This is a genomic window from Streptomyces sp. DT190, from assembly GCF_049846985.1.
Lineage (GTDB): Bacteria > Actinomycetota > Actinomycetes > Streptomycetales > Streptomycetaceae > Streptomyces.
Window position 1 is genome coordinate 102,843 of sequence record NZ_JBNCNM010000024.1, and the last position, 18,177, is coordinate 121,019.

Annotated in this window: 13 protein-coding genes; 6 read left to right on the forward strand and 7 right to left on the reverse strand. The window is 67.1% G+C overall.

What is annotated here, in order from left to right; genetic code table 11:
* Positions 1-78: 78 nt before the first annotated feature.
* From ACPXCS_RS32150 to ACPXCS_RS32160, 3 genes are read right to left on the reverse strand one after another with little or no spacing between them, the layout of a single operon-like run.
* Positions 79-594, reverse strand: a complete 516-nt coding sequence (locus ACPXCS_RS32150; RefSeq protein ID WP_425971079.1) for a DUF5958 family protein — start codon at positions 592-594, stop codon at positions 79-81.
* Positions 521-919 carry a DUF6896 domain-containing protein gene (locus tag ACPXCS_RS32155; protein WP_425950868.1) on the reverse strand — a complete coding sequence of 133 codons (399 nt, stop codon included), beginning with the start codon at positions 917-919 and terminating at the stop codon, positions 521-523. Before ACPXCS_RS32155 ends, ACPXCS_RS32150 begins: the two co-directional genes overlap by 74 nt.
* A complete protein-coding gene (locus ACPXCS_RS32160; protein WP_425971081.1) occupies positions 916-7,926 on the reverse strand; it encodes an RHS repeat-associated core domain-containing protein in 7,011 nt (2,336 codons plus the stop codon). Before ACPXCS_RS32160 ends, ACPXCS_RS32155 begins: the two co-directional genes overlap by 4 nt.
* 917 nt (positions 7,927-8,843) lie before the next feature.
* On the opposite strand from ACPXCS_RS32160, the gene ACPXCS_RS32165 reads away from it, so the two are divergent.
* The 4 genes from ACPXCS_RS32165 (at position 8,844) to ACPXCS_RS32180 (ending at position 11,953) form a co-directional block, all read left to right on the forward strand.
* A complete protein-coding gene (locus ACPXCS_RS32165) occupies positions 8,844-9,110 on the forward strand; it encodes a hypothetical protein (RefSeq protein ID WP_425950866.1) in 267 nt (88 codons plus the stop codon).
* A gap of 157 nt (positions 9,111-9,267) precedes the next feature.
* Positions 9,268-10,401 carry a helix-turn-helix domain-containing protein gene (locus ACPXCS_RS32170; protein WP_425950865.1) on the forward strand — a complete coding sequence of 378 codons (1,134 nt, stop codon included), beginning with the start codon at positions 9,268-9,270 and terminating at the stop codon, positions 10,399-10,401.
* Positions 10,402-10,544: 143 nt separating this feature from the next.
* Positions 10,545-10,976: a hypothetical protein gene (locus ACPXCS_RS32175; RefSeq protein WP_425950864.1), complete on the forward strand. Its 432-nt coding sequence runs from the start codon at positions 10,545-10,547 to the stop codon at positions 10,974-10,976.
* Positions 10,977-11,140: 164 nt separating this feature from the next.
* Positions 11,141-11,953 carry an SAM-dependent methyltransferase gene (locus tag ACPXCS_RS32180; protein WP_425950863.1) on the forward strand — a complete coding sequence of 271 codons (813 nt, stop codon included), beginning with the start codon at positions 11,141-11,143 and terminating at the stop codon, positions 11,951-11,953.
* Positions 11,954-11,969: 16 nt separating this feature from the next.
* On the opposite strand, the gene ACPXCS_RS32185 is transcribed toward ACPXCS_RS32180, so the two are convergent.
* Together ACPXCS_RS32185 and ACPXCS_RS32190 are read right to left on the reverse strand one after the other, a co-directional pair.
* Complete coding sequence (locus ACPXCS_RS32185) at positions 11,970-12,878, reverse strand: helix-turn-helix domain-containing protein (RefSeq protein WP_397621458.1); 909 nt, start codon at positions 12,876-12,878, stop codon at positions 11,970-11,972.
* A gap of 91 nt (positions 12,879-12,969) precedes the next feature.
* A complete protein-coding gene (locus ACPXCS_RS32190) occupies positions 12,970-13,206 on the reverse strand; it encodes a DUF397 domain-containing protein (protein ID WP_425950862.1) in 237 nt (78 codons plus the stop codon).
* Positions 13,207-13,538: 332 nt separating this feature from the next.
* Between ACPXCS_RS32190 and ACPXCS_RS32195 the strand changes: the two genes are divergently transcribed.
* Positions 13,539-13,967 (forward strand): ATP-binding protein, encoded by a 429-nt coding sequence (locus ACPXCS_RS32195; protein WP_425971084.1) that lies wholly within the window; start codon positions 13,539-13,541, stop codon positions 13,965-13,967.
* A gap of 181 nt (positions 13,968-14,148) precedes the next feature.
* On the opposite strand, the gene ACPXCS_RS32200 is transcribed toward ACPXCS_RS32195, so the two are convergent.
* On the reverse strand, positions 14,149-14,388 hold the full coding sequence (locus tag ACPXCS_RS32200) for a DUF6207 family protein (RefSeq protein ID WP_425950861.1): 240 nt from the start codon (positions 14,386-14,388) through the stop codon (positions 14,149-14,151).
* Positions 14,389-15,358: 970 nt separating this feature from the next.
* Between ACPXCS_RS32200 and ACPXCS_RS32205 the strand changes: the two genes are divergently transcribed.
* Complete coding sequence (locus ACPXCS_RS32205) at positions 15,359-16,447, forward strand: hypothetical protein (protein ID WP_425971085.1); 1,089 nt, start codon at positions 15,359-15,361, stop codon at positions 16,445-16,447.
* A gap of 201 nt (positions 16,448-16,648) precedes the next feature.
* On the opposite strand, the gene ACPXCS_RS32210 is transcribed toward ACPXCS_RS32205, so the two are convergent.
* Positions 16,649-18,118, reverse strand: a complete 1,470-nt coding sequence (locus ACPXCS_RS32210; protein WP_425950859.1) for a UvrD-helicase domain-containing protein — start codon at positions 18,116-18,118, stop codon at positions 16,649-16,651.
* Positions 18,119-18,177 lie beyond the last annotated feature (59 nt).

Here is an 18,177-nt window from a genome sequence, read left to right on the forward strand (position 1 = left end):
CAAGACTGGGTGACAGCGACAGATGAAGGCCCTTCCCTTCAATCGCACCAGCCACACCGGCGCCGCGGATACCGACGATCATGACAGGTTGTGCCACGCGTGACTGCAGGACTCTCGGCACTCTGTCTCCCTTCGTCGTGTGTCCGCGACAGTGAAAGTTGACAGAAGGACACGGAAGGAGTGCACATACTCGCGCGGAGGAAGGTTGAGAATTTTACCCATTTGTTCGAGGGCCGGCCCTCGAACAATGAGGACTGCTGGAGCCATGGTCGGTTTGACGCCTGACCGTGTGACTCCTTGGCGTCCGTCCTCTGCGGTGGCGTGGGCTTGCATTGAGTAGCGAACCACCTCTTGGAGAACCGCTCGCTGCTCCATCGGCTCCAGTGAAGAGAACCAGTCCACAGATTCGTCGTAGCCGAGAATCCCTTGGGCCGCCTCGTTGATGACCCGCTCACACGTTCCCACCTGGCTCATCCCATCCGGGGGGAGGGAAATAACGTATAATCTGCTGCTGGCAGAACTATGGGACCACGGAAAACCATCCCGTGCGCGGCTCTGACAGTCGCCCCTGAGCGACCAAGAAGCGACACGCATTGAGAATGTCCTCCAGGCTAGCCGGCAGCCCAATTCCGGTACTCGCAGAAAACCGCCTGACCCGCCAGGCGTCGAAAATCTCTCGCCCATTCTGGAAATCAACGTCAATCTCTGCATCGTTGGCGTCGATGAAAAGGCACCCAGAGCCGTGAAAAGTGTATTCAATGTCAAAAATGGATCCGGATTCTTCCACGGCTCGCGATCGATGCAGACGAAATAGGCCAATCAGGTCCTGGGCTTCCGGGTGGTGGCGCTCAACAGTGCCACGCACCCGGGACAGAGCCTTCAGGTACGCCTCAATTTCGCTCACAGGCTCGCTGGTCATCGGTACCCAGGCCTCCTGTACTTGTTCACGAGGCGGTCTGGTCCGACCTCGGCCCATGCTGTAGCGATGTCATCGGCTCCTCCAGGGTATGTGGCCCGGATCTCGGTGTCCGGGAGGATTTTATATGGAACCTCGATTCCTGCCCTTTTTGCAGCGGCAACCCGGTGGTGGCCGTTGAGGATGTAGAGATGGTCGTCGATCTTCGCGACCAAAATCGGGTCGCCCTGCCAACCGTTTTCCCGCATTGAAGCCGTCAGTGAATCGACGTTCCTTATGGAGCCTTTTCCGGAAAGCGCCTCGGTTCGCCTGAAGGCGAAGGGGTCGGCGGTTCCGCAAGCGGGGTTTGAGTTGTGTACGAGAACCGGAGTCGGCCCCGCGAGCACATAGTAGGTGTGGAGGTCGTCGACGGTGAGGTTGTAAACCGAGACAGACTGCGTGCGGTGGCGTATGGAAGCGATCTGAACCCATGTACCGGTGCTGGTTTGGATCCATTGCCCCTGTTTGAGGTCGCTGGCGCTTATCCACAGATGGAGGTCGGGGGCCCAGAAGGGGTGGCCGTCAGTTGCAGTGATCCTGCTGCTCTCGTTGCTGGTGAGTCCGTCGGTGTCGAGGGTGATGTCGACGAGTCGCTTGTCGCCTTCGCCGTTGATGAGCGCGGTCACCTTGCGGGGTCCGCTCTCTCCGGTTTCGGGGTCGGTGGCGATGACGGTGTCGCCGATGTGCACTTCCTTGATGGGCTTGCGGGTGCCATCGGCCATAAGGACAGGGGTGTCACCGGTAAAGCTGTTGGGGATGGCGCAGCCGACGCGAGCACCTGTTTTAGCGGCGAGTCCTGCACCGAGCATGCCGCCGAGGCAGCCGAGGGCGGCGGATTGGCCGACTTGGCCCCAGTTGACTTTGCGGCCGGACAGGCGCTGGGTGAGCCAGTCGAGTCCGCCGTCGACGACGCCGCCGACGATGCAGCCGGCGATGAGGGGGTTGTTGCCGGAGGGGTCGGTGTAGGTGGTGGGGGAGGACAGGGCGTACTGGTAGAGGTTGGTGCCGCCGGCGTGGCCGATGGGGTCTTGGGAGATGAAGCGGCCGGTCTGGGGGTCGTAGTAGCGGTTGCGGTAGTAGAGCAGGCCGGTGCCGTCGTCTTCACGGCCGGTGAAGGTGTAGGGGTTGGAGCTGGTGGCGCCGGTGGCGGCAGGGGTGCCGTTCGGGTCGTAGGCGTAGGTGGTGGCGATGGTGCCGTCGGTGTTGGCCAGGCCGACAACGGTGCCGAGCGCGTCAGTCAAGTAGACCTGCGTCTTGCCGCTTTCGGCGCGGGTGAGGAACTCATCCAGGCCTGAGGTGGCCACCGTTGCCGTCGTCCCACCGGAGCTGTTCTGCTCGACCAGGGGGTTGGTGCCGTCGGTCAGGTACCGGCTGGTGGCGGTGCCGGTCGTCTTGGAGATGCGGCCGCCGAGGGGGTCGTAGCCGAACGATGAGGCGGTGCCTGCCTTGGCCAGGCCGGTCAGTTGTCCGCGGGCGTTCCAGGTGTAGGTGCGCAGGCCGTCGTTCTTGAGCTGGCCGACATCGTCGTAGGTGAAGGTGCGCCCGTTGTAGGTGGTGATGCGGTTGTCCTTATCGAACTGCGTGCCGCTCTCCGCGGCGGGTAGGGCCACCTTCGTCAGGGAGCCGGTCAGGCCGGTCTGCAGGGCACGGACGTCCCTGGCGTACGTCAAGTCGCCGACGGCCTTGGTGCCTTGTGCGTAGGCGATGGACTTGATGACGCCGGTGGTGTCGTAGCCGGTGGTGCGGGTGATGCCGCCGGGCAGGGAGGCGGTCTTCTCCCGGCCTACTGCGTCCAGGCCGAAGACGACTTCCTGGGCGCCGGTTTTGACCGACTTGAGGATGCTGGACTTGTCGTAGCCGTAGGTGGTGCTGGTTCCGGCCGCGGTCATCAGGGTGCGACGGTCGGCGTCGTCGTAGTCGTAAGTGACCTTGCCGGTGGGGCCGGTGGTGGTGGCCAGGCGGTCGTGGACGTCGTAGGTGAAGGCCTGGTTGCCGGCTTTGCTGTCGGTGATCTGCTTGAGCAGGTCACGGGTGTCGTAGTCGTAGGTGACGGTGGATTCGGCCTGGCCGACGGCGTCGACGCCGTACTTTGTGTTCTTGGGTCGGCCGAGCAGGTCGTACTCGGCGACGGCGGTTTTGCCGGATCTGCTGGTGACCTTCTTCAGGAACCCGGCCGCGTTGTATTCCAGCAGTGCCTGCGCGCCCAGTGGGTCGGTCGCTGTTTTGGGGCGGTCGGCGTTGTCGTAGTCCCACTTGGTGGTGTTCAGGCGTGCGTCGGTCAGGGTGGTGAGGTTGCCGTTCTCGTCGTAGCCGAGAACGGTAGTGTGCCCCAGCGGGTCGGTGATCTCTCTCGGCTGGTTGAGTTCGTCGAACAGGACCGCGGTCTGCGAGCCTGCCTCGTCGGTGAGGGCGCTGATGCGGCCGGCGGCGTCGGTGAAATGACGGGTGATGCGGCCCTCGGCGTCCTTGACCTGGGTCAGGTCACCGTGCTGGTAGGTGTATTCGGTGGTCGTGTTCGCGTTGTCGGTGACCGTCTTGACCTGGCCGTCACTGGTGAAGGTGAAACCTGTTTTGCGGCCTTCGGGGTCGGTGACCGTCTCGAGATCGCCGGCGGTGTTGTAGCCGAAGACGGTGGCGTTCTTCAGCGGGTCGGCGGCTTGGGTCGGCTGGTCGTAGGGGCCGTCGAAGGTCGTCTTGCCCGTGGAGCGGGCATCGGCCGTGCCGGCCAGCTCGAGCGCCGAGGTGATGTGCCCGTTCGCGTCATAGGACAGTTCGGTGCGGCGGCTGTAGGGATCCACGACGGCGGCGATGCGGTGCTTGGTACCGCGCTCGTAAACTGTCTTACGGGCAAGCGTGGTGCCGTACGCCTGGGTGTCGTTGACGGCGAAGCCACTGTTGTCGAACTCCACCCGGCGTACCGAGCCACCCGGTTGGGTGACCTCCGTGGCCGTGATCTGGCCGGTGCCGGTCTGGGTATAGGCGAAGGAGTACTCCTGCCCCTCGGTCAGCGTCTGCTTCTTGACCCGGCCGTCGGCGTAGAAGGTGTTCGTCATGTAGACGATGCCGCGGGCATCCGTGGCGGTCGCAATCCGGTTAGAGGTGCCGTCGTAGGTGAAGGAACTCGCCTTGCCCGCCGGGTCGGTGACCGTCTTGAGTCGGCCCGCCTCGTCGTAGGTGTACGAGGCGCTGCGGCCGGTGTTGTCCTGCGCCTTGGTGATGCGATGGGCGCTGTCGTAGCTGAAGGAGATCCAGCGTCCCCCGGGGGCGATGACGGACGTGATGTCGCCCTTGGAGCCGTTGGAGCGGGTGATGCGCACCGCGTTGCCGTGGCGGTCGCGGATCTCTCTCAGCGGGCCGTACCAGGGGAAGACGTAGTCGGTGCCATCCCGTAGCCGTAAGTGCCAGCCTCCCGACTCCTGCTTGATCTTGGCGCCGTTCAGGGCGGTGGGGGTGCCTTCGGGTTCGAAGACCGCGTCACCGTAGCTGGTCCCCGGTGAGGTGCGGACGAAGTGGACCTTCTCTCCGCCCGGCAGGTACAAGTCCACCTCGGTATAGAGGCGTTTGGAGTGCAGATACAGGTTGTAGGACAGGTCGCGGCCGATACCGAAGGCGCGGGGGCGGGTGTCGCCCTGCCAGTAGGTGCGGGTGACCTCGGCCGAGCCCAGCGGACCGGACACGCCCAGGTCCGTGCGCGAGTCGGTGAGCAGGCCGGTCTGCAAGTCGACTGGGTCGCCGGAGAGCCAGTCGAAGATGTCCGCCACGGCGGAGAGGTCGAAGGGGATGACGTCGGAGATGCTGAGCATGGCGCCGTGGAAGGCCCACACGCGCGTCTTGGCGTCAGGAACGACCTGCTTGCCGTCGCGGGTGACAGTGCCGTGCCCGTAGGTGTGCCACCCCTTGCGCTCGGGATCGTAGGCGAGGAAGTCGACACGGGTGCCGGGAGCCTCGTGCGTGTAGTTCGGGTAGATGATCTGCGCGCCCTTGGGGAACAGGTACGTGCCGCCCGGCTGGACGGTGAAGTACACCGGCACGGCACTGTTCTCGGGCAGCGGGAACGGGGGCCGGTCGACGGGGATCGCGGTGATGCCCAGCTCGGTGACCGGCTTGCCGTGTTCGTCGCGCACCACCGAGCCCTTGGGGATGCGCACCTCGAGCCCGGGGATCTGCGGGGTGGTCAGGGTGACGTCCGTCTTGGCGGGGGTGTCGAAGGCGACGGTGTGCTTGGTGTCCAGCGGCGTCATCCAGACGGGGAAGCCCAAATCCGTGCTGCGGTTCGCCACCGGCCGGATGCGGATGTCGTAGCGTCCGTAGGTGCGCTTGCTGGAGTTCGCGTTCGCTCCATCCACGACCAGGGTGGTGGCCTCGGGGCTGATGCCGGACAGCAGGAAGCGTCCCCGGCCGTCGGTCTTCGTCGTCTTCGAACCGATGCGGACGGTCACCTTGGGCAGCGGCTTGCCGTCCAGTTTCAGCACGTGCCCGGTCATCGCCGTGCTGCCGGGCGGGGCACGCAGCGCGGCCGGGGCCTTCGGCCCGGCGCCCCGACCGGTAATCCAGTCACGGCCCTTGAGATTGTGCGTACCTGGACGCCAGGCATCGCGCCCCTTCGGCACCATGCCGGCAGCCTGCTTCGCCTGCTTCGCCTTGGCCTTCGCCTGCTGCTCGAGCCGGTCACACTGGTCCGACCGCACCTCGAGCCAGTCCGGCATAGGAGCACGGAAGGTGCGGGCCAGTCGGTCGGCGCGGCAGGCGCTCTTGACCGACACTCGCGGAACGTCCTTGGTGAACACTTCTCGCTTGGCCGTCGCGGCCGCCGCTTTGAGGCTCAGGTTGAGCGAGCCGGTGCCCACATTGCTGGGGTTGAGCCGCACCTTGTAGGTGCCGGCTTCGGCGAGGTCGGTCAGGGTGATCGAGCCGGAGGCGCCGGCGGAGATCAGACGGGAGCTGACCACCGCGGTGCCGGACGGGGCCAGGACGTCCGCCCACAGGCTGCTGGTGAAGGTGTTCGCTGCCACGTCCAGGGACAGGTCATCACCCGCCTTGGCGGTGAACGAGGCATGGATGTTCTGCCCCGGCCGGGCCGCCGTCGCCTTCACCGCAGCGCCGCCGCGCGCCAGCACGCCTGCGTCGGCCGGCTTGGACAGGGTCAGCGTCACCTTGCCGGTGCCCAGCCTGCGGTCCGCCACACGCACCGTGTAGGTGCCGGCGGATAGCGCGCCGCTGTCCCAGTCGGCGTTGCGGCCGGGCGCTGCAGTGAAGCTGGAGACGTAGTTACCGTCCGGCCCGGTGATCGTGATGGTCGCGTACGACGGCATCGTCGCCGCTGTCGCAGCGAGGCTGAAATGCTCCCCGGCCTGCGCGGTGAAGGTGGCTATGCCGTCCTGCCCGGGACGGGCAATATTCAAAGTCGGGGACGCTCCGGTCGGGCTGAGCGCCCCACCCTGGACGTAATGGGAGACGGAGACCTTGACCGTTCCTGTGCCGCCGCCATCGGGGTCGCAGCGCAGCGTGTACTGGCCGCTCTGCGGCAGCGAGTCGACGTCCAGGGAGTGGCTGTCACCGTTGGGGACGGGCAGATACTCTCCCTGCGTGCCGTCCGGACGGTGAACGTAGCAGCGCAGGTAGCCGCCCATCGCCGTGGCGTCCACGCCGACGCTCAGCGACTCGCCCTTGGCCGCGGTGAACGTCCAGTTGCCGTCCTGCCCGATCCGGGACAACGCCGTGGACACCGTCGGCCCATCGAAAGACGCGGCCGCGCTGGCAGGCTTGGACAGCATCACGGCCACCGAGCCGGTGTCGGTGGAGCGCGGGTCGATGACGAACTGGTAGGTCCCCGACTCCGGCAGACCGGTGACCTCCCAGTCGGCCGCCGTACCGCCGAAACTGCTGGAGGCTACCGTCGTGCCCTGGGGCGAGACGAGACTGATCGAGCTCTGGGAGGTGAACGAGGCTCCCTGCAGACCGAACCCGACCGCATCTCCCCGCTCGGCGTCGAACAGGATCCGCGCCTTGTGCTCGGCCGTCACCACCGCCACCTGCGAGGGGTCCGCATCCGTGAACGAGGCCCGCATCGTCGTGTCGTACAGGGCCCCCTCACCATCGGCGGTGACGGTGAAGTCGCCCGGTGCCGCTGCCGAACCAGTGGGAGTGTCCACCTCCACCCGCCCGGTACGGGCGTGCGGCGGCACCGCGACGGTCAACGAGGAACCGGACGCCTTCTTCACCTGGGCGACCAGGCCGTTGAACCGCACCACGTTGTCGGTGACCGCCGAGGCGAAACCGCCGCCGGACAAGGTGACTTCGCTGCCGGGCGCGCCGGAGGCCGGCTCGACCTTCGAAACGCTCGGCCCGGACGACGCCACGATGAACGCCTCCGCCGCATCGGCGGACGCACCGCCCACGGCCACGGTGACCTTTCCATTGACCGCCCCGGACGGGACCGTGACGACGAGACGGGTGGCGGAGGCGGAGGTGACGGCCGCCGCCTTGCCACCGATCGTCACGGTGTTGCCGGCAGCGGTGGGGGAGAAGCCGGTACCAGACAGCGTGACCTTCGCCCCGGGAGCTGCCCGGACAGGTACGACCGACAGCACCGACAGCGTGCTGGAGGCATAGCGGTCGATGCCCAGCCGGTTGCCGACCTCGTCGTAGCGGTAACGCGCCGTCTGACCACCCGGATCAGTGACACCGACTAATCGTCCTGCCGCGTCATAGGCGTAGACGGCGTTGTTCGTCGTGGGCTCGGCGGCTGCCGCTGCCTTCGGCTTCGCTGCTGCGGGCCCGGCCAGAGCCTGGTCCTGGTCCCGGGAAGACGTCGCGTCCGCCGACGGCGTGATCTTGGCAGGCGGAGGCTCCGGCGGCAGGGCCTCAGCCGACACCGTCCCCGCAGCCAGCGCCAGGACGAGCACACCGACCGTCGCCAGCCGATGCCGACCCCGTCTGATCACACCGAAGAGCCCGACCCGCGACCGCATGCGCCCTCCCCAGAGCACTGCACAGGGCACCTTGACCCCGTGAACCCCACCCACATCCATCGCACGAGCGGTCACACCATAACCACATTGCGTCGTGTACGTGACAGAAGAATCTGTATGTGGCCGAGATTGGGCAGGCTCCCGGGCATGCGGCCGTAGGCGGCCCCGATGCCAGCCGTGGCTAGTGCCACTGGAGGTCAGGCGTCAGCGATCTTGAGTATGAGGCTGCTACCCCGGGGAGGGCACGCTACAACTCCCGGACCCCCGGCACGGCGAGCGCCGACCATGTGGCCGCGCCGTGACGGCGGAGCCGAATCGCCGATCAGCGGTTGGCACGCCATCGACGGGGGGCCACCGTCATGGGCTCGAGGCCCGCGAGGAGCTCATCGCCCCGACGTCCCTGTCTTGGTGCCTGCGAGGGCAGGGCCAACGCAACCCCCGGGACTATTGCGCGCCGAAACAGCGTGCATTTGCAGCTGCACGGCACTCCATGAGTGCGCCGGAGTGAAAGAGGGGCGCGGGAGTGTACCTCATAAAGAGTGCGGATCGACGTGCGTTGCCCGGGGGGTAGAACCGGCCTGGCAACGTATGCGATTACGCCTCCGCGTCTTGAACTCGCCGACGATGTGGGGCAACAGCCCCTTGGTTGGTGATTGTCCGGCGCATCATGATCGGATGTGACCGTTTGGATGCCGGTGGTGGGTCCACTGCAATTGCATTCGATTAGCGAGCGCCCGCACCCACTTCGTATTCGTCTTCCCGGGCGCCGAAGCTTTGCTTAATGAACTCAACCGGATGGCGGAAGGGCGTGATGAGGCGCTAGCGTCCTTTGACACGAGAAGACCCCGGGCGGGCTACCAACCAACTCCGGGGTCCCTCATATGTGTTGACCGACCACGAGAAACGCGAGGTCCTTCGTGAACGATCCACTTCCCGCCTCCAACTGGCTTCAGCTGGGAACGGGTTACGACGCTAACATTCCGCGCAGTCTGCGCGGCCAAACCCGCATCGTGAGTGCCTGGGCTGGCACGCTGCAGCTCAGCGCATTCATTGCACTGGTCATCCTGCCCATCATTCTTGTGACCGAGGCGTGGCAGGCCCCCACTGGCGCCGCGGCGACGGCTCTGGCGTGCGCCGCGGCCAGCCGCTCCTTCCTCCGCTACCTGCGCATTCGCGTCAGCTGAGAGGAGCGTGCCCGCCGACGGCAGCATCCGGGCCGTCGGCGGGCACGGCGTGACGCACTGAACGCCGCAGTACGGACGCCCCTGTTCCTCTTTCATGGGGCGTTGAAGTTCTGCGGTGAACCGGAGAGAAACGCCCGCGTGCGTTCTGGGAGGAACCATGCCGAGCAGCGGCCCCCTGTACGGCAAGTGCCGTCACTGCAGGCAGCGTTTTGAACGGACCGGCAAGCCGGGACGAAAGCAGGAGTACTGCACCGCCACCTGCCGCCGGCGGGCCCAGCGCGAGCGCAGTCGCACCACCGTGAGCACCGCGCAGACCACCGACCCTCCACTGCCGCTGGCCCGGAACATCGCCGAGTCGGTGCAGGCGCTCGCGGAGGGGCTGCTGGCCGCCGAGTACGACGAGCAGGACCTGGCGGTGTTGCTGGGCCGTGCAGCCGAGCTCACCAGGGAAGTGGAGTACTACGTGTGCGCGGCGGTGCACGACGCGCGCCTGAAGGGGGCCAGTTGGGACACCGTTGCCGAGGCCGCCGCAGTCAGCCCCGCCACGGCGCGCTCCCGGTGGGCGGAAAAGACCGTGCGACGCCGGCTGAAGCGCCGGGCTTCGGAGCGGTCCACGGCACGCCAGCGTGATCTCGCAGGGCATGCGGCTCAGCCCCGCCCGGACGGTCAGGAACCCGGACAGCCGGGCGAGCGCCCCTCCGGCAAACTGGCGGCGGCACTGTCCCATCTGCACCGCGGAAGCGAGCTGACCATCCGGGAGGTGGCCGACAGGACGGGGCTGTCCGCCTCCTATATCTCACGCATCCTCTCCGGGGAGCGTGTACCGGCCTGGCCCGTGGTGGAGACGCTCGCCACCCTCTTCAGCGGGAACGCGAACGACCTCGCTGTGCTGTGGGAAAACGCCCAGGGCCTCACCCCGCCACCGCGTCAGGCCCTGCCCGACGCAGTGGCCCGCCTGAACGCAGCCCTGCGGGGCCTGTACCTGGCGGCAGCCTCACCCTCGCCCGCGCGCGTCCACCAGACCAGCGGCGGCGCACTCAGCGAGTCCATGGTCAAGGAAATGCTCGCCGGGCGAGTCGTTCCTGACTGGAGGACCACGGTCGCCTTCGTCCGCGCAGTCGGCGGGACCCCCGCAGACGTCCGTCCGCTGTGGGAGGCCGTCCACTACGCCTTTCTCGTCTTCCTCGACCCGGTCGAGGAAGACGCCTCTGCCGCCATGCCCCCGGCGTTGGATCAGAACACCGCCCAAACCGTCGAGACTCACCCGGACCAGGACAGACGACACCCATGAACCGGTCCCGCTCAGCGATCAGGAGCACTGCGATGGCCGAACTGCCAGGCCCGCAACGCAAGCCCACTGCCTCCCGCCCCCGGCCGAGCCGGTGTGCCGTGGAGCCACCCGACCGGACATCGGGCCTGATCGTCAGCCTGCCCATGGACTACATCGCCTTCTGCCTGCTGTACCAGGACCACTACCTGCGCTACACCCGCGCCCGGGTCGCCGATCCCGACCTGAGCAGGGAACTGGTCGAGACGGCGCTCGGCCGAGTGGCCGTCAACTGGGCCACCGTGCTGGCCAGCCGCCGCCCCGCGGCAGAGGCGTGGGACATTCTCGGCTCCCTCATCGCGCAGGCCTTACACGGTCAGGCAACGGCGACCCTCTGCAACACGGTCTACCGTTTACTGCCGCCCCTGCAGGCGGACGTCGTTATTCTGCGCCACCGCCTGTCGCTCAGCGACGGGCAAGCGGCCGACCTGATAGGCGTGGAGGAGTCCGTAGTGGCCAGCCAGCTGCGGATGGCTCACCGCACTATGGCCAGGCGGACAGTGCCTTCACAACCGACTGCTCTGCGCATGCACGCCTGATCCGCCCGGCGCCGTGCGCAACCATCCGCAGACGGCAGGACGACCTACCACTGTACTGCTCTGGCTGGCGCCTCCACCGGGTTCTGGCTCAGGTCGCTGGCGTTTCCCTACGATGGCTTCTGCACTTGTCCGCGAGCCGCGTTGACGCGGCGGTGAGGGGCCGGATGAATCGCCACACGCCGCTCTCTCACATCATCGACGTCACTCGGCCCAGTGTGGCCCGCATGTACAACTACTACCTCGGCGGGAAAGACAACTACCCCGCGGACAGACGAGCGTGCGAGCGGCTGCTCGAGTATGCTCCCAGCGCCCAGATTCTGGCCGTCAACAACCGCCGCTTCCTCCAGCGCGTCGTCCACTGCCTTGCGCTGGAACAGGGGGTGCGGCAATTCCTCGACATCGGCGCAGGCCTGCCCACTCGGGACAATGTCCACGAAATGGCCAAGCGCTACAATGCGGATGCCCGCGTGATCTATGTGGACAACGACCCCATGGTTCTGGCCTACGGCCGGGCGCTGCTGGAAGACAATGCCAACACGGCCGTTATTCAGGCCGACCTGCGTCAGCCCGACGCCATCCTGGACAACCCTCGGCTCGCTGAGCTGTTCGACCTGGACGAACCGGTGGCGGCCCTGTGCATTTCCGTCCTGCACTGCATCCCCGACGACGACGTTCCCGCCGACCTGATTCGCCGTATCACATCCCGCTTGTGTTCCGGTAGCTACCTGGCGGCCAGTCAAGCCGTCAGCGAGGACGCCACGGTCCGCCGCGTCATCACCGGCCTCATGCAGGACAGCACCGCCGGCAACTGGGGAGCGGTCCGCCGATCAGAGGACGTCGACGGGTTCTTCACCGGCCTGGACCTCCTCGAGCCCGGTCTGGTGGACGTCTCCGCATGGCGGGCCGATCCACGCTTCGGCCCCCGGCCGCGCACGCGGGAGTGGATCGAATACGGAGGAGTCGGCTGTGTTCCATGACCCGTTGGCTCCTCGCTCAGCCGTAGCGGCGCGCCGCGTCCTGCAACCGCTCCAACGAGGCCTGCGGGCACTCCGCCGCGTTCAGCAGACCGTCGAGGATCGACCGGTACTGCTCCGTCTCCTCCGCTTTGTCCAGGTAGACCGCATCGCGCACGTGCTCCAGATACACGATCTCCGGAAGTTCAGGAGGATCGAAGCGCAGGTGCGTGATGGGAAAACCCGACGTGACACACTGCGGAGCCGTGAATGGAATGATCTGCACGCGGATGTTGGGCCGCTGCGCGGCCTCGACCAAGTGGTGCAACTGCCCGCACATCACCTCACGAGCGGCCACCTGGCGATGCAGCACCGCCTCCTCCAGCACCACCCACAGCTTCGGGGCATCGGGGTAGTCCAGCAGTTCCTGCCGTGCCAGGCGCAGCTCGGCCCTCCGCTCGGCGACCTTCCGGTCCTCAGCCGGCTGACGGTCCGCGGCCGCCACGGCCCGCGCATACTCCGGCGTCTGCAGCAGCCCCGGCACCAGCAGCACCTCATAGGTGCGGATGACGGATGCCGCCTCCTGCAGCCCGATGAACTTGTCGAACCACTTGGGAAGCACATCGCCGAACTGGTGCCACCAGCCAGTCTCCTTGGAGCGGCGCACCAGCGCGAGGAACTCTGCGGCATCCTCCGCTCCCAGGCCGTAGAGCCGCAAGAGATCAGCGACGTCCCGCTCCTTGAGCTGAACCTCACCTCGCTCAAGACGACTGATCTTCGAATCGGAGCACCGCAGTGCATCACTTGCCTCTATCGGGCTCAGCCCCGCCGCCAGACGCAACCGACGCAGCTGGGCCGCAAGTATCAAGTGCAGCGCCGTGGGATTGTGCCGGGGGGCGGAAAGGTAACGCTCCAGCTTGGGCAACCGATTCGGCTCGGCAGCGGACATGCGGGCTCCTGCAGGGGACCATGAAATGAAGGCCAGTTTCCCACCATGGAGCCCGCAGTGCGTGCCGAGAGCGTTATGTCTCGTTAGGGCGCTATTCGACCAGAGCGTCGAAGTCGCCTTCCCGCGCCCCGGCGAGGAATGCGACGATCTCGTCGCGGGTGTAGATCAGCGCAGGCCCTTCAGGCTCGCGCGAGTTGCGTACGGCCACCGCCCCGTCAGGCAGAGCGGCCATCTCCACACAGTTGCCCTCCATCGCGCTGCGTCGGCTCTTGACCCAGGTGACGTTCTGAAGCGTGCCTGCCGGTACCCCGTTGAAGATCTGCTGCATTACCGCCTTCTTTCGCTAACGCGTCCGAATGCCCCGCTTGTTGACGGCGTGGGGGATAGTCACCATGGGTACATGCGTTCCTCCAGGGGTGCTGGGGATGCAATTTCAGAAGCAATTGCATCAGCGGGCGGTTGGCGAGGATACTGGCCTGGGCCAGGCATTCTTATAGCTGTCGACCGTGGCAGCGTGCGGGGAGATGAGCAGTGCCGACACATGCCATGACTACAGCGTGTCACGCCAAGAATGTTGACGATGCATCTGAACCGGTCGAACCTCCGGCATTCGCAAGAGGGCTACCTGCTCAATCCGAGGAGGGTGACTGGGGGCTCCTCATGGGCATCAGCGCAGCCGAATTTGCCGCCCGCAAATTCAGCCCCGACTCCGCCGGCTTGCAGCACGCCCGCCACTTCGCCCGAAACGTCATGGATGAATGGGGACTTACCGCCTATGTCGAAGACGCCGTCATCGTCATCGGAGAGCTGATCGCCAACGCCGCCCGGCACGCACTGGAATCAGACAGCCGCGACGAAACCCGCGCAACAGCCTGGCTAGGACTGGTACGCAGGCAGCAAGCCGTCATATGCGCGGTGGCAGATCCGAGCCCTTGCGCCCCCACGCTCCGACACCCAGGACACCTCAGCGAATCGGGACGAGGCATGCAGATCATCGAAGCACTCAGCGCATCCTGGGGCTGCTCACAGCCCCAGAGATCGGGAAAGATGGTGTGGGCCCGAGTCCCCACACCGCCCCAGCGGCCTTAAGGGAGTTGGATTGAAACGGCCGAGCGAGCCGGGGAACGTGGCCCTCAATTTGGAGTTGAGCCGACTCAGCCCCGGCCGCAGTTGGGGCTCGGAATGACGGAGCCCAGTGATCGTGTGCAGCTACGTTTTGCTCAGCTGCCGCAGCTCCCTCTTCCCAGCACCTCGTCGACCGCACTGGTGATCACAATTCGGCACGAAGGCCGCCGCCCCCCCACCGGCCAAGCTCCTGACGCACGTCCAGGTAGCAGCGCAGCCGCACGCCGGGCTCACCGGGGCTTCGTGTAGTACCGTCCGCCGTCGCGGTCGCCCACCGCCCGGCGAGAGCCTCCTGGATGGCGAACGCGGTCTGGTCGTCAGCGGCTGCGACTTCAACCACGGCCAGACCTGGCTGTGCCACATGTGCTTCGTTGATCGGCCTCATGTATGGCACTACGCCCAAGCGCCCCCCAAGGTTCTTTCGATTCCGGCTTCTTCACACGACCGGGTAGAGGGTCTCGAGGCATGGCGAGCGATGAAGCGAGGCTGGCAGACTGGCGACGACAAGTGGTCCTGGGCGGGGGCAAGTCACCGTGGAGGCAAGCAATTGACGAACCGCCGTGGGCCCTTACTTGCGGCTCGAACCTGCCTCTACGCTGAACCCGTGTTCAAGAGTTCCCAGCCAGGCGTCAGCGCCATCACCCGGGGGAGAGCGTGGACGTCCCGACCTTGATCGTGTTGGGCGCGGCGGGCGGTCTGCTGCGTGGGGCCGTGGATCTGTACACCCGGTTCGTGTCCTGGCAGGCCGTTCGCCTCGCCTGCCTTCAGTCGGGCAACCCAGCCCCGCGGTTCCGGGAGTACTTCGACCCCTCCACCGACATCGTCGCACCCGCCGTACATACCGTGATGGGGGCCGGTGCCGCCGTCCTGTTCGGCACCACGGGACAGATCAGCGGCGCTTACGCCGCACTCGTCGTCGGCATGTCGGCACCCATGCTGCTCACCCAACTCACCCGCGTCCAGACGGTGAACGAGGTGGTGACCGGTGACCGCCCGGCGGAGACTGCACAAGCGGCCGCAGAGAACGGAACCACTGCCCCCACCGGCACCGTGGCCGCTGCCGAATCCGCCGGCGCCGCAGCTGCCGTAGAGCCGCTACCCTCCCCAACGGAGCCCCATCTCGCACCGCCTGTGGGCCCAGCCCAGCCCTCCGCCCCGAGCCACAACCCACTGCCCACTGCCCGGTCCTCGGCCAGGCCGCCCGCCGCGGTCGCTCGCACGCAGGATTCCGGCCCCGGCGAGCTCCCTGCAGACGAACCCCAGTTCCAAGAACCCACACGCCCTGCGAGTACTCCCTTGGCTGCCGACCCGCCCGACGGGGCGGGATCTGGCATCGATGGCCGCAGCGCGCCACGATGGCGGCACGGGCCGGCGATGGGGGAGGAGGGGCTGTGAACAGCGTCCCACAGCACCTGCTCAGCGAGGACCGCCAAGAGTACGAGCGGCTCCTCGACGAAGCGCTGCGCTCCGCACCACACCGCCCTGAACTCGCCGCTGCCACACGGCGACTCAGCCCCGAACAGCTGCGCACTATGGCGCTCAACGCCACCGCACTCATCACGGCGGCCGCAGCAACGGAGTACCAGTACTACCTGAAGGTCCGCCAGGAGATGCGCGACCCGGCGTACTGGTTCGCGGGCCGGGCCTCCACAGCTTCCTCATCCGCCTCCTCTCGCTCCGCGACCCGCCCGGCGGCCACAGGCCGACCTGCCCCGGCAGGCCCGGGCCGCCGGATCAGCGGGACCGCTCCCAGCACCGGACCAGTGAGCCGCCGCCGAACCGGTGGGGGTGTCGCAGTCCAGCGGTGGGCCAGGATGTCTTACGGTCGTCGCCTCCTGGCAGCGGTGCTCGGCCTGCACGTACGTCCAGAGGGACCAGCAGACGGTACGGTGGAGTCCCGCAGAACGGACCGGGCCTCGACCGAGGCAGGCGGATCAGGCGCGCTGTCTTTCTTCGCTGTGCCTGTCGCCGTCCTGACCGGATCGGTCACTGCGATCTTCCTCCTTGCCGGCCTCGTCCTCACGTTGCTCAGTGCACAGCCGGAGGCCGCCCGATCCATGATCACTGCTGGATGGGTGTCGGGGGCCGTGGCTGCGGGCACACTCGTCGTCCTGTTGGCCGTCGCCCGTCGCCGGCCGTCCTCTCTTGATGACGAGCCGTACGGCGAGATGAGCGAAAAGGTGGCGCGAGCCAAAGAAGCGTGGCACGAGGCCCTGCTGGAGCGCGGCATCCTGCCCTTCCTGCGGGAGGCACTGGCCGACCCCGACAGTGCCGCAGCCCCTTTCGCTGCACCGCCAGCACCGACCAGCCGTATGCCGCACCTTGGCTACGACCGCCCCGGTTTTTCGCGTCCCGATGGCGGAGCCCCGGGCCCGCGCCCGAGTTTCACCAGTCCGGACTACACCAGCCCAGACTTCGGGGGCCCCGAGCATCAGCAGGAGTGACCCGGGCACCGCTACGTCACCTTCACCCGAAACAGGCCCCTGATTTTTGGACGCTGTTGCAGACGCCCCCGAGAAGCGAACTCCTCCCCGACCCTCCAGTTGCCTGGACTGGTAGGGACTGCGGGAAGAGATAGCCGGAAACCTGTGAAGCTGCGCAGCCACCACCGCCAAACCCTGCGCGGGTCTTCGCTCGCGCACTGCTCAGGCAGCCGGAGTTGGGGCGAGGTGGGTGTCGATCCATGACAGGCCGCCGAGGTCGAGGTGGTGACGGCCGCGGGTGACGGCGACGTAGGCGAGGCGGGCGTCGGTGTCGCTGACCGGTTCTGGGATCGGGCGGCCGTGCGCGTCGTGTTGATCGGTGTCCTTGGGCGGGGGGAAGTCGTGGGCGATTCTGACACTGGGCCATTCGCGGCCCTTCGCCGTGTGGGCGGTGGAGACGGTGACGTCGGCGACCTTCTCCTCGGTGAGCTGGTTGATCGCGGCCAGGATGGCGTCGGGTCCGTGAGTGTCGACGAGATCCACGAAGGGCTGCAGGTCACCGCCGGCAGGGTCGTGGCCGGCGTACTCCTGCAGCTCGCCCCAGGAGCCGAAGAGGACGAGCTCGGGATGGGAGGTCCGACGGCCGTCCTTGAGGTCGCGGGCCGCGAGTGCCAGCGCGGCCAGGGTGTGCCCGCCACGGGTCAGAGCGACGCGGTGACCGTCGCCGAGCAGGCGCATGACCTCGGTCATGGCGCCGATGTTGGTGCGGCACAGCACTGCGTCGGGGCAATCGAGATCCCCGACGTGTGCGGGGATGGCCTCAGTGCCGGTGAGCCGGATGGGGGCGTCGGCGAGCGCCAGCCACCGGTTGGCCTCTTCGGCGATCAGCGGGCCGAAACGGAAGGAGCGGGTCAGGGTGAGGGGCGTGGCGTCGAAGCCGGTCATCACGTCCCTGGCGCCGCGCCAGCCGTAGATGGCCTGGGCGGAGTCACCGACCATGACGAGCTGGGCATGGGTGCGCTGGGCGGCGAAGACCTTCTCCAGAACAGGGTTGGTGTCCTGGGCTTCGTCGAGGAAGAGGAAGTCCGCTTCGAGTCTCGGTTCGGTCAGGGCCCACATCTTCAGGTAGTGGTCGTGCTCGAAGCGGACCACACCCCGCTCGGGGTCGTGCAGGTCGGCCCAGGCCTTGCGGGCGAACGGCAGAACCTGGTGTGCGAGTTGGGCGTGCTCGTCGGCGGTGTCCAGGCCGCGCAGGTTCGGTACGTGGTGGCGGGCCAGGGTGCGGTCGGCGGAGTAGCAGTAGCGGGTCACGGTACGCAGCACGGTGTGGGACAGCGCTCTGGGGCTGATCTCGTGGGGGCCGATGCGGACCGGGCGGGTGATGCCGAGTGCCTGGCCGGTCTTCCACGCGGGCTGGCGGGGGCTGTTGAGCCGGCTCGTGTAGCGGTGGCCGACGGCGGCGTAGGCCGTGGCGTGGGCGGTCTTGCACGCCACGGTGCGGGGGAAGCGAGCGGCGGCGTCCCGGGCGATGTCTTTGTTGAAGGCGAGGTAGCGGCCGTGGCGGCGGGTGCTGGCGGCGAGCAGGCCGAGCGTGCTGGTCTTCCCCGTCCCGGCGCCGGCCTGCAGGACGAGATGGTGGCCTGCTTGGAAGGCCTCGACAGCGTGGGCTTGTTCATCGGTGGGCGTGCGCAACGAGGGCTCCGTGAAAGAGAGAAGAGAGAGATCGCAAAGCGCCGGGAAAGGATCTTGGT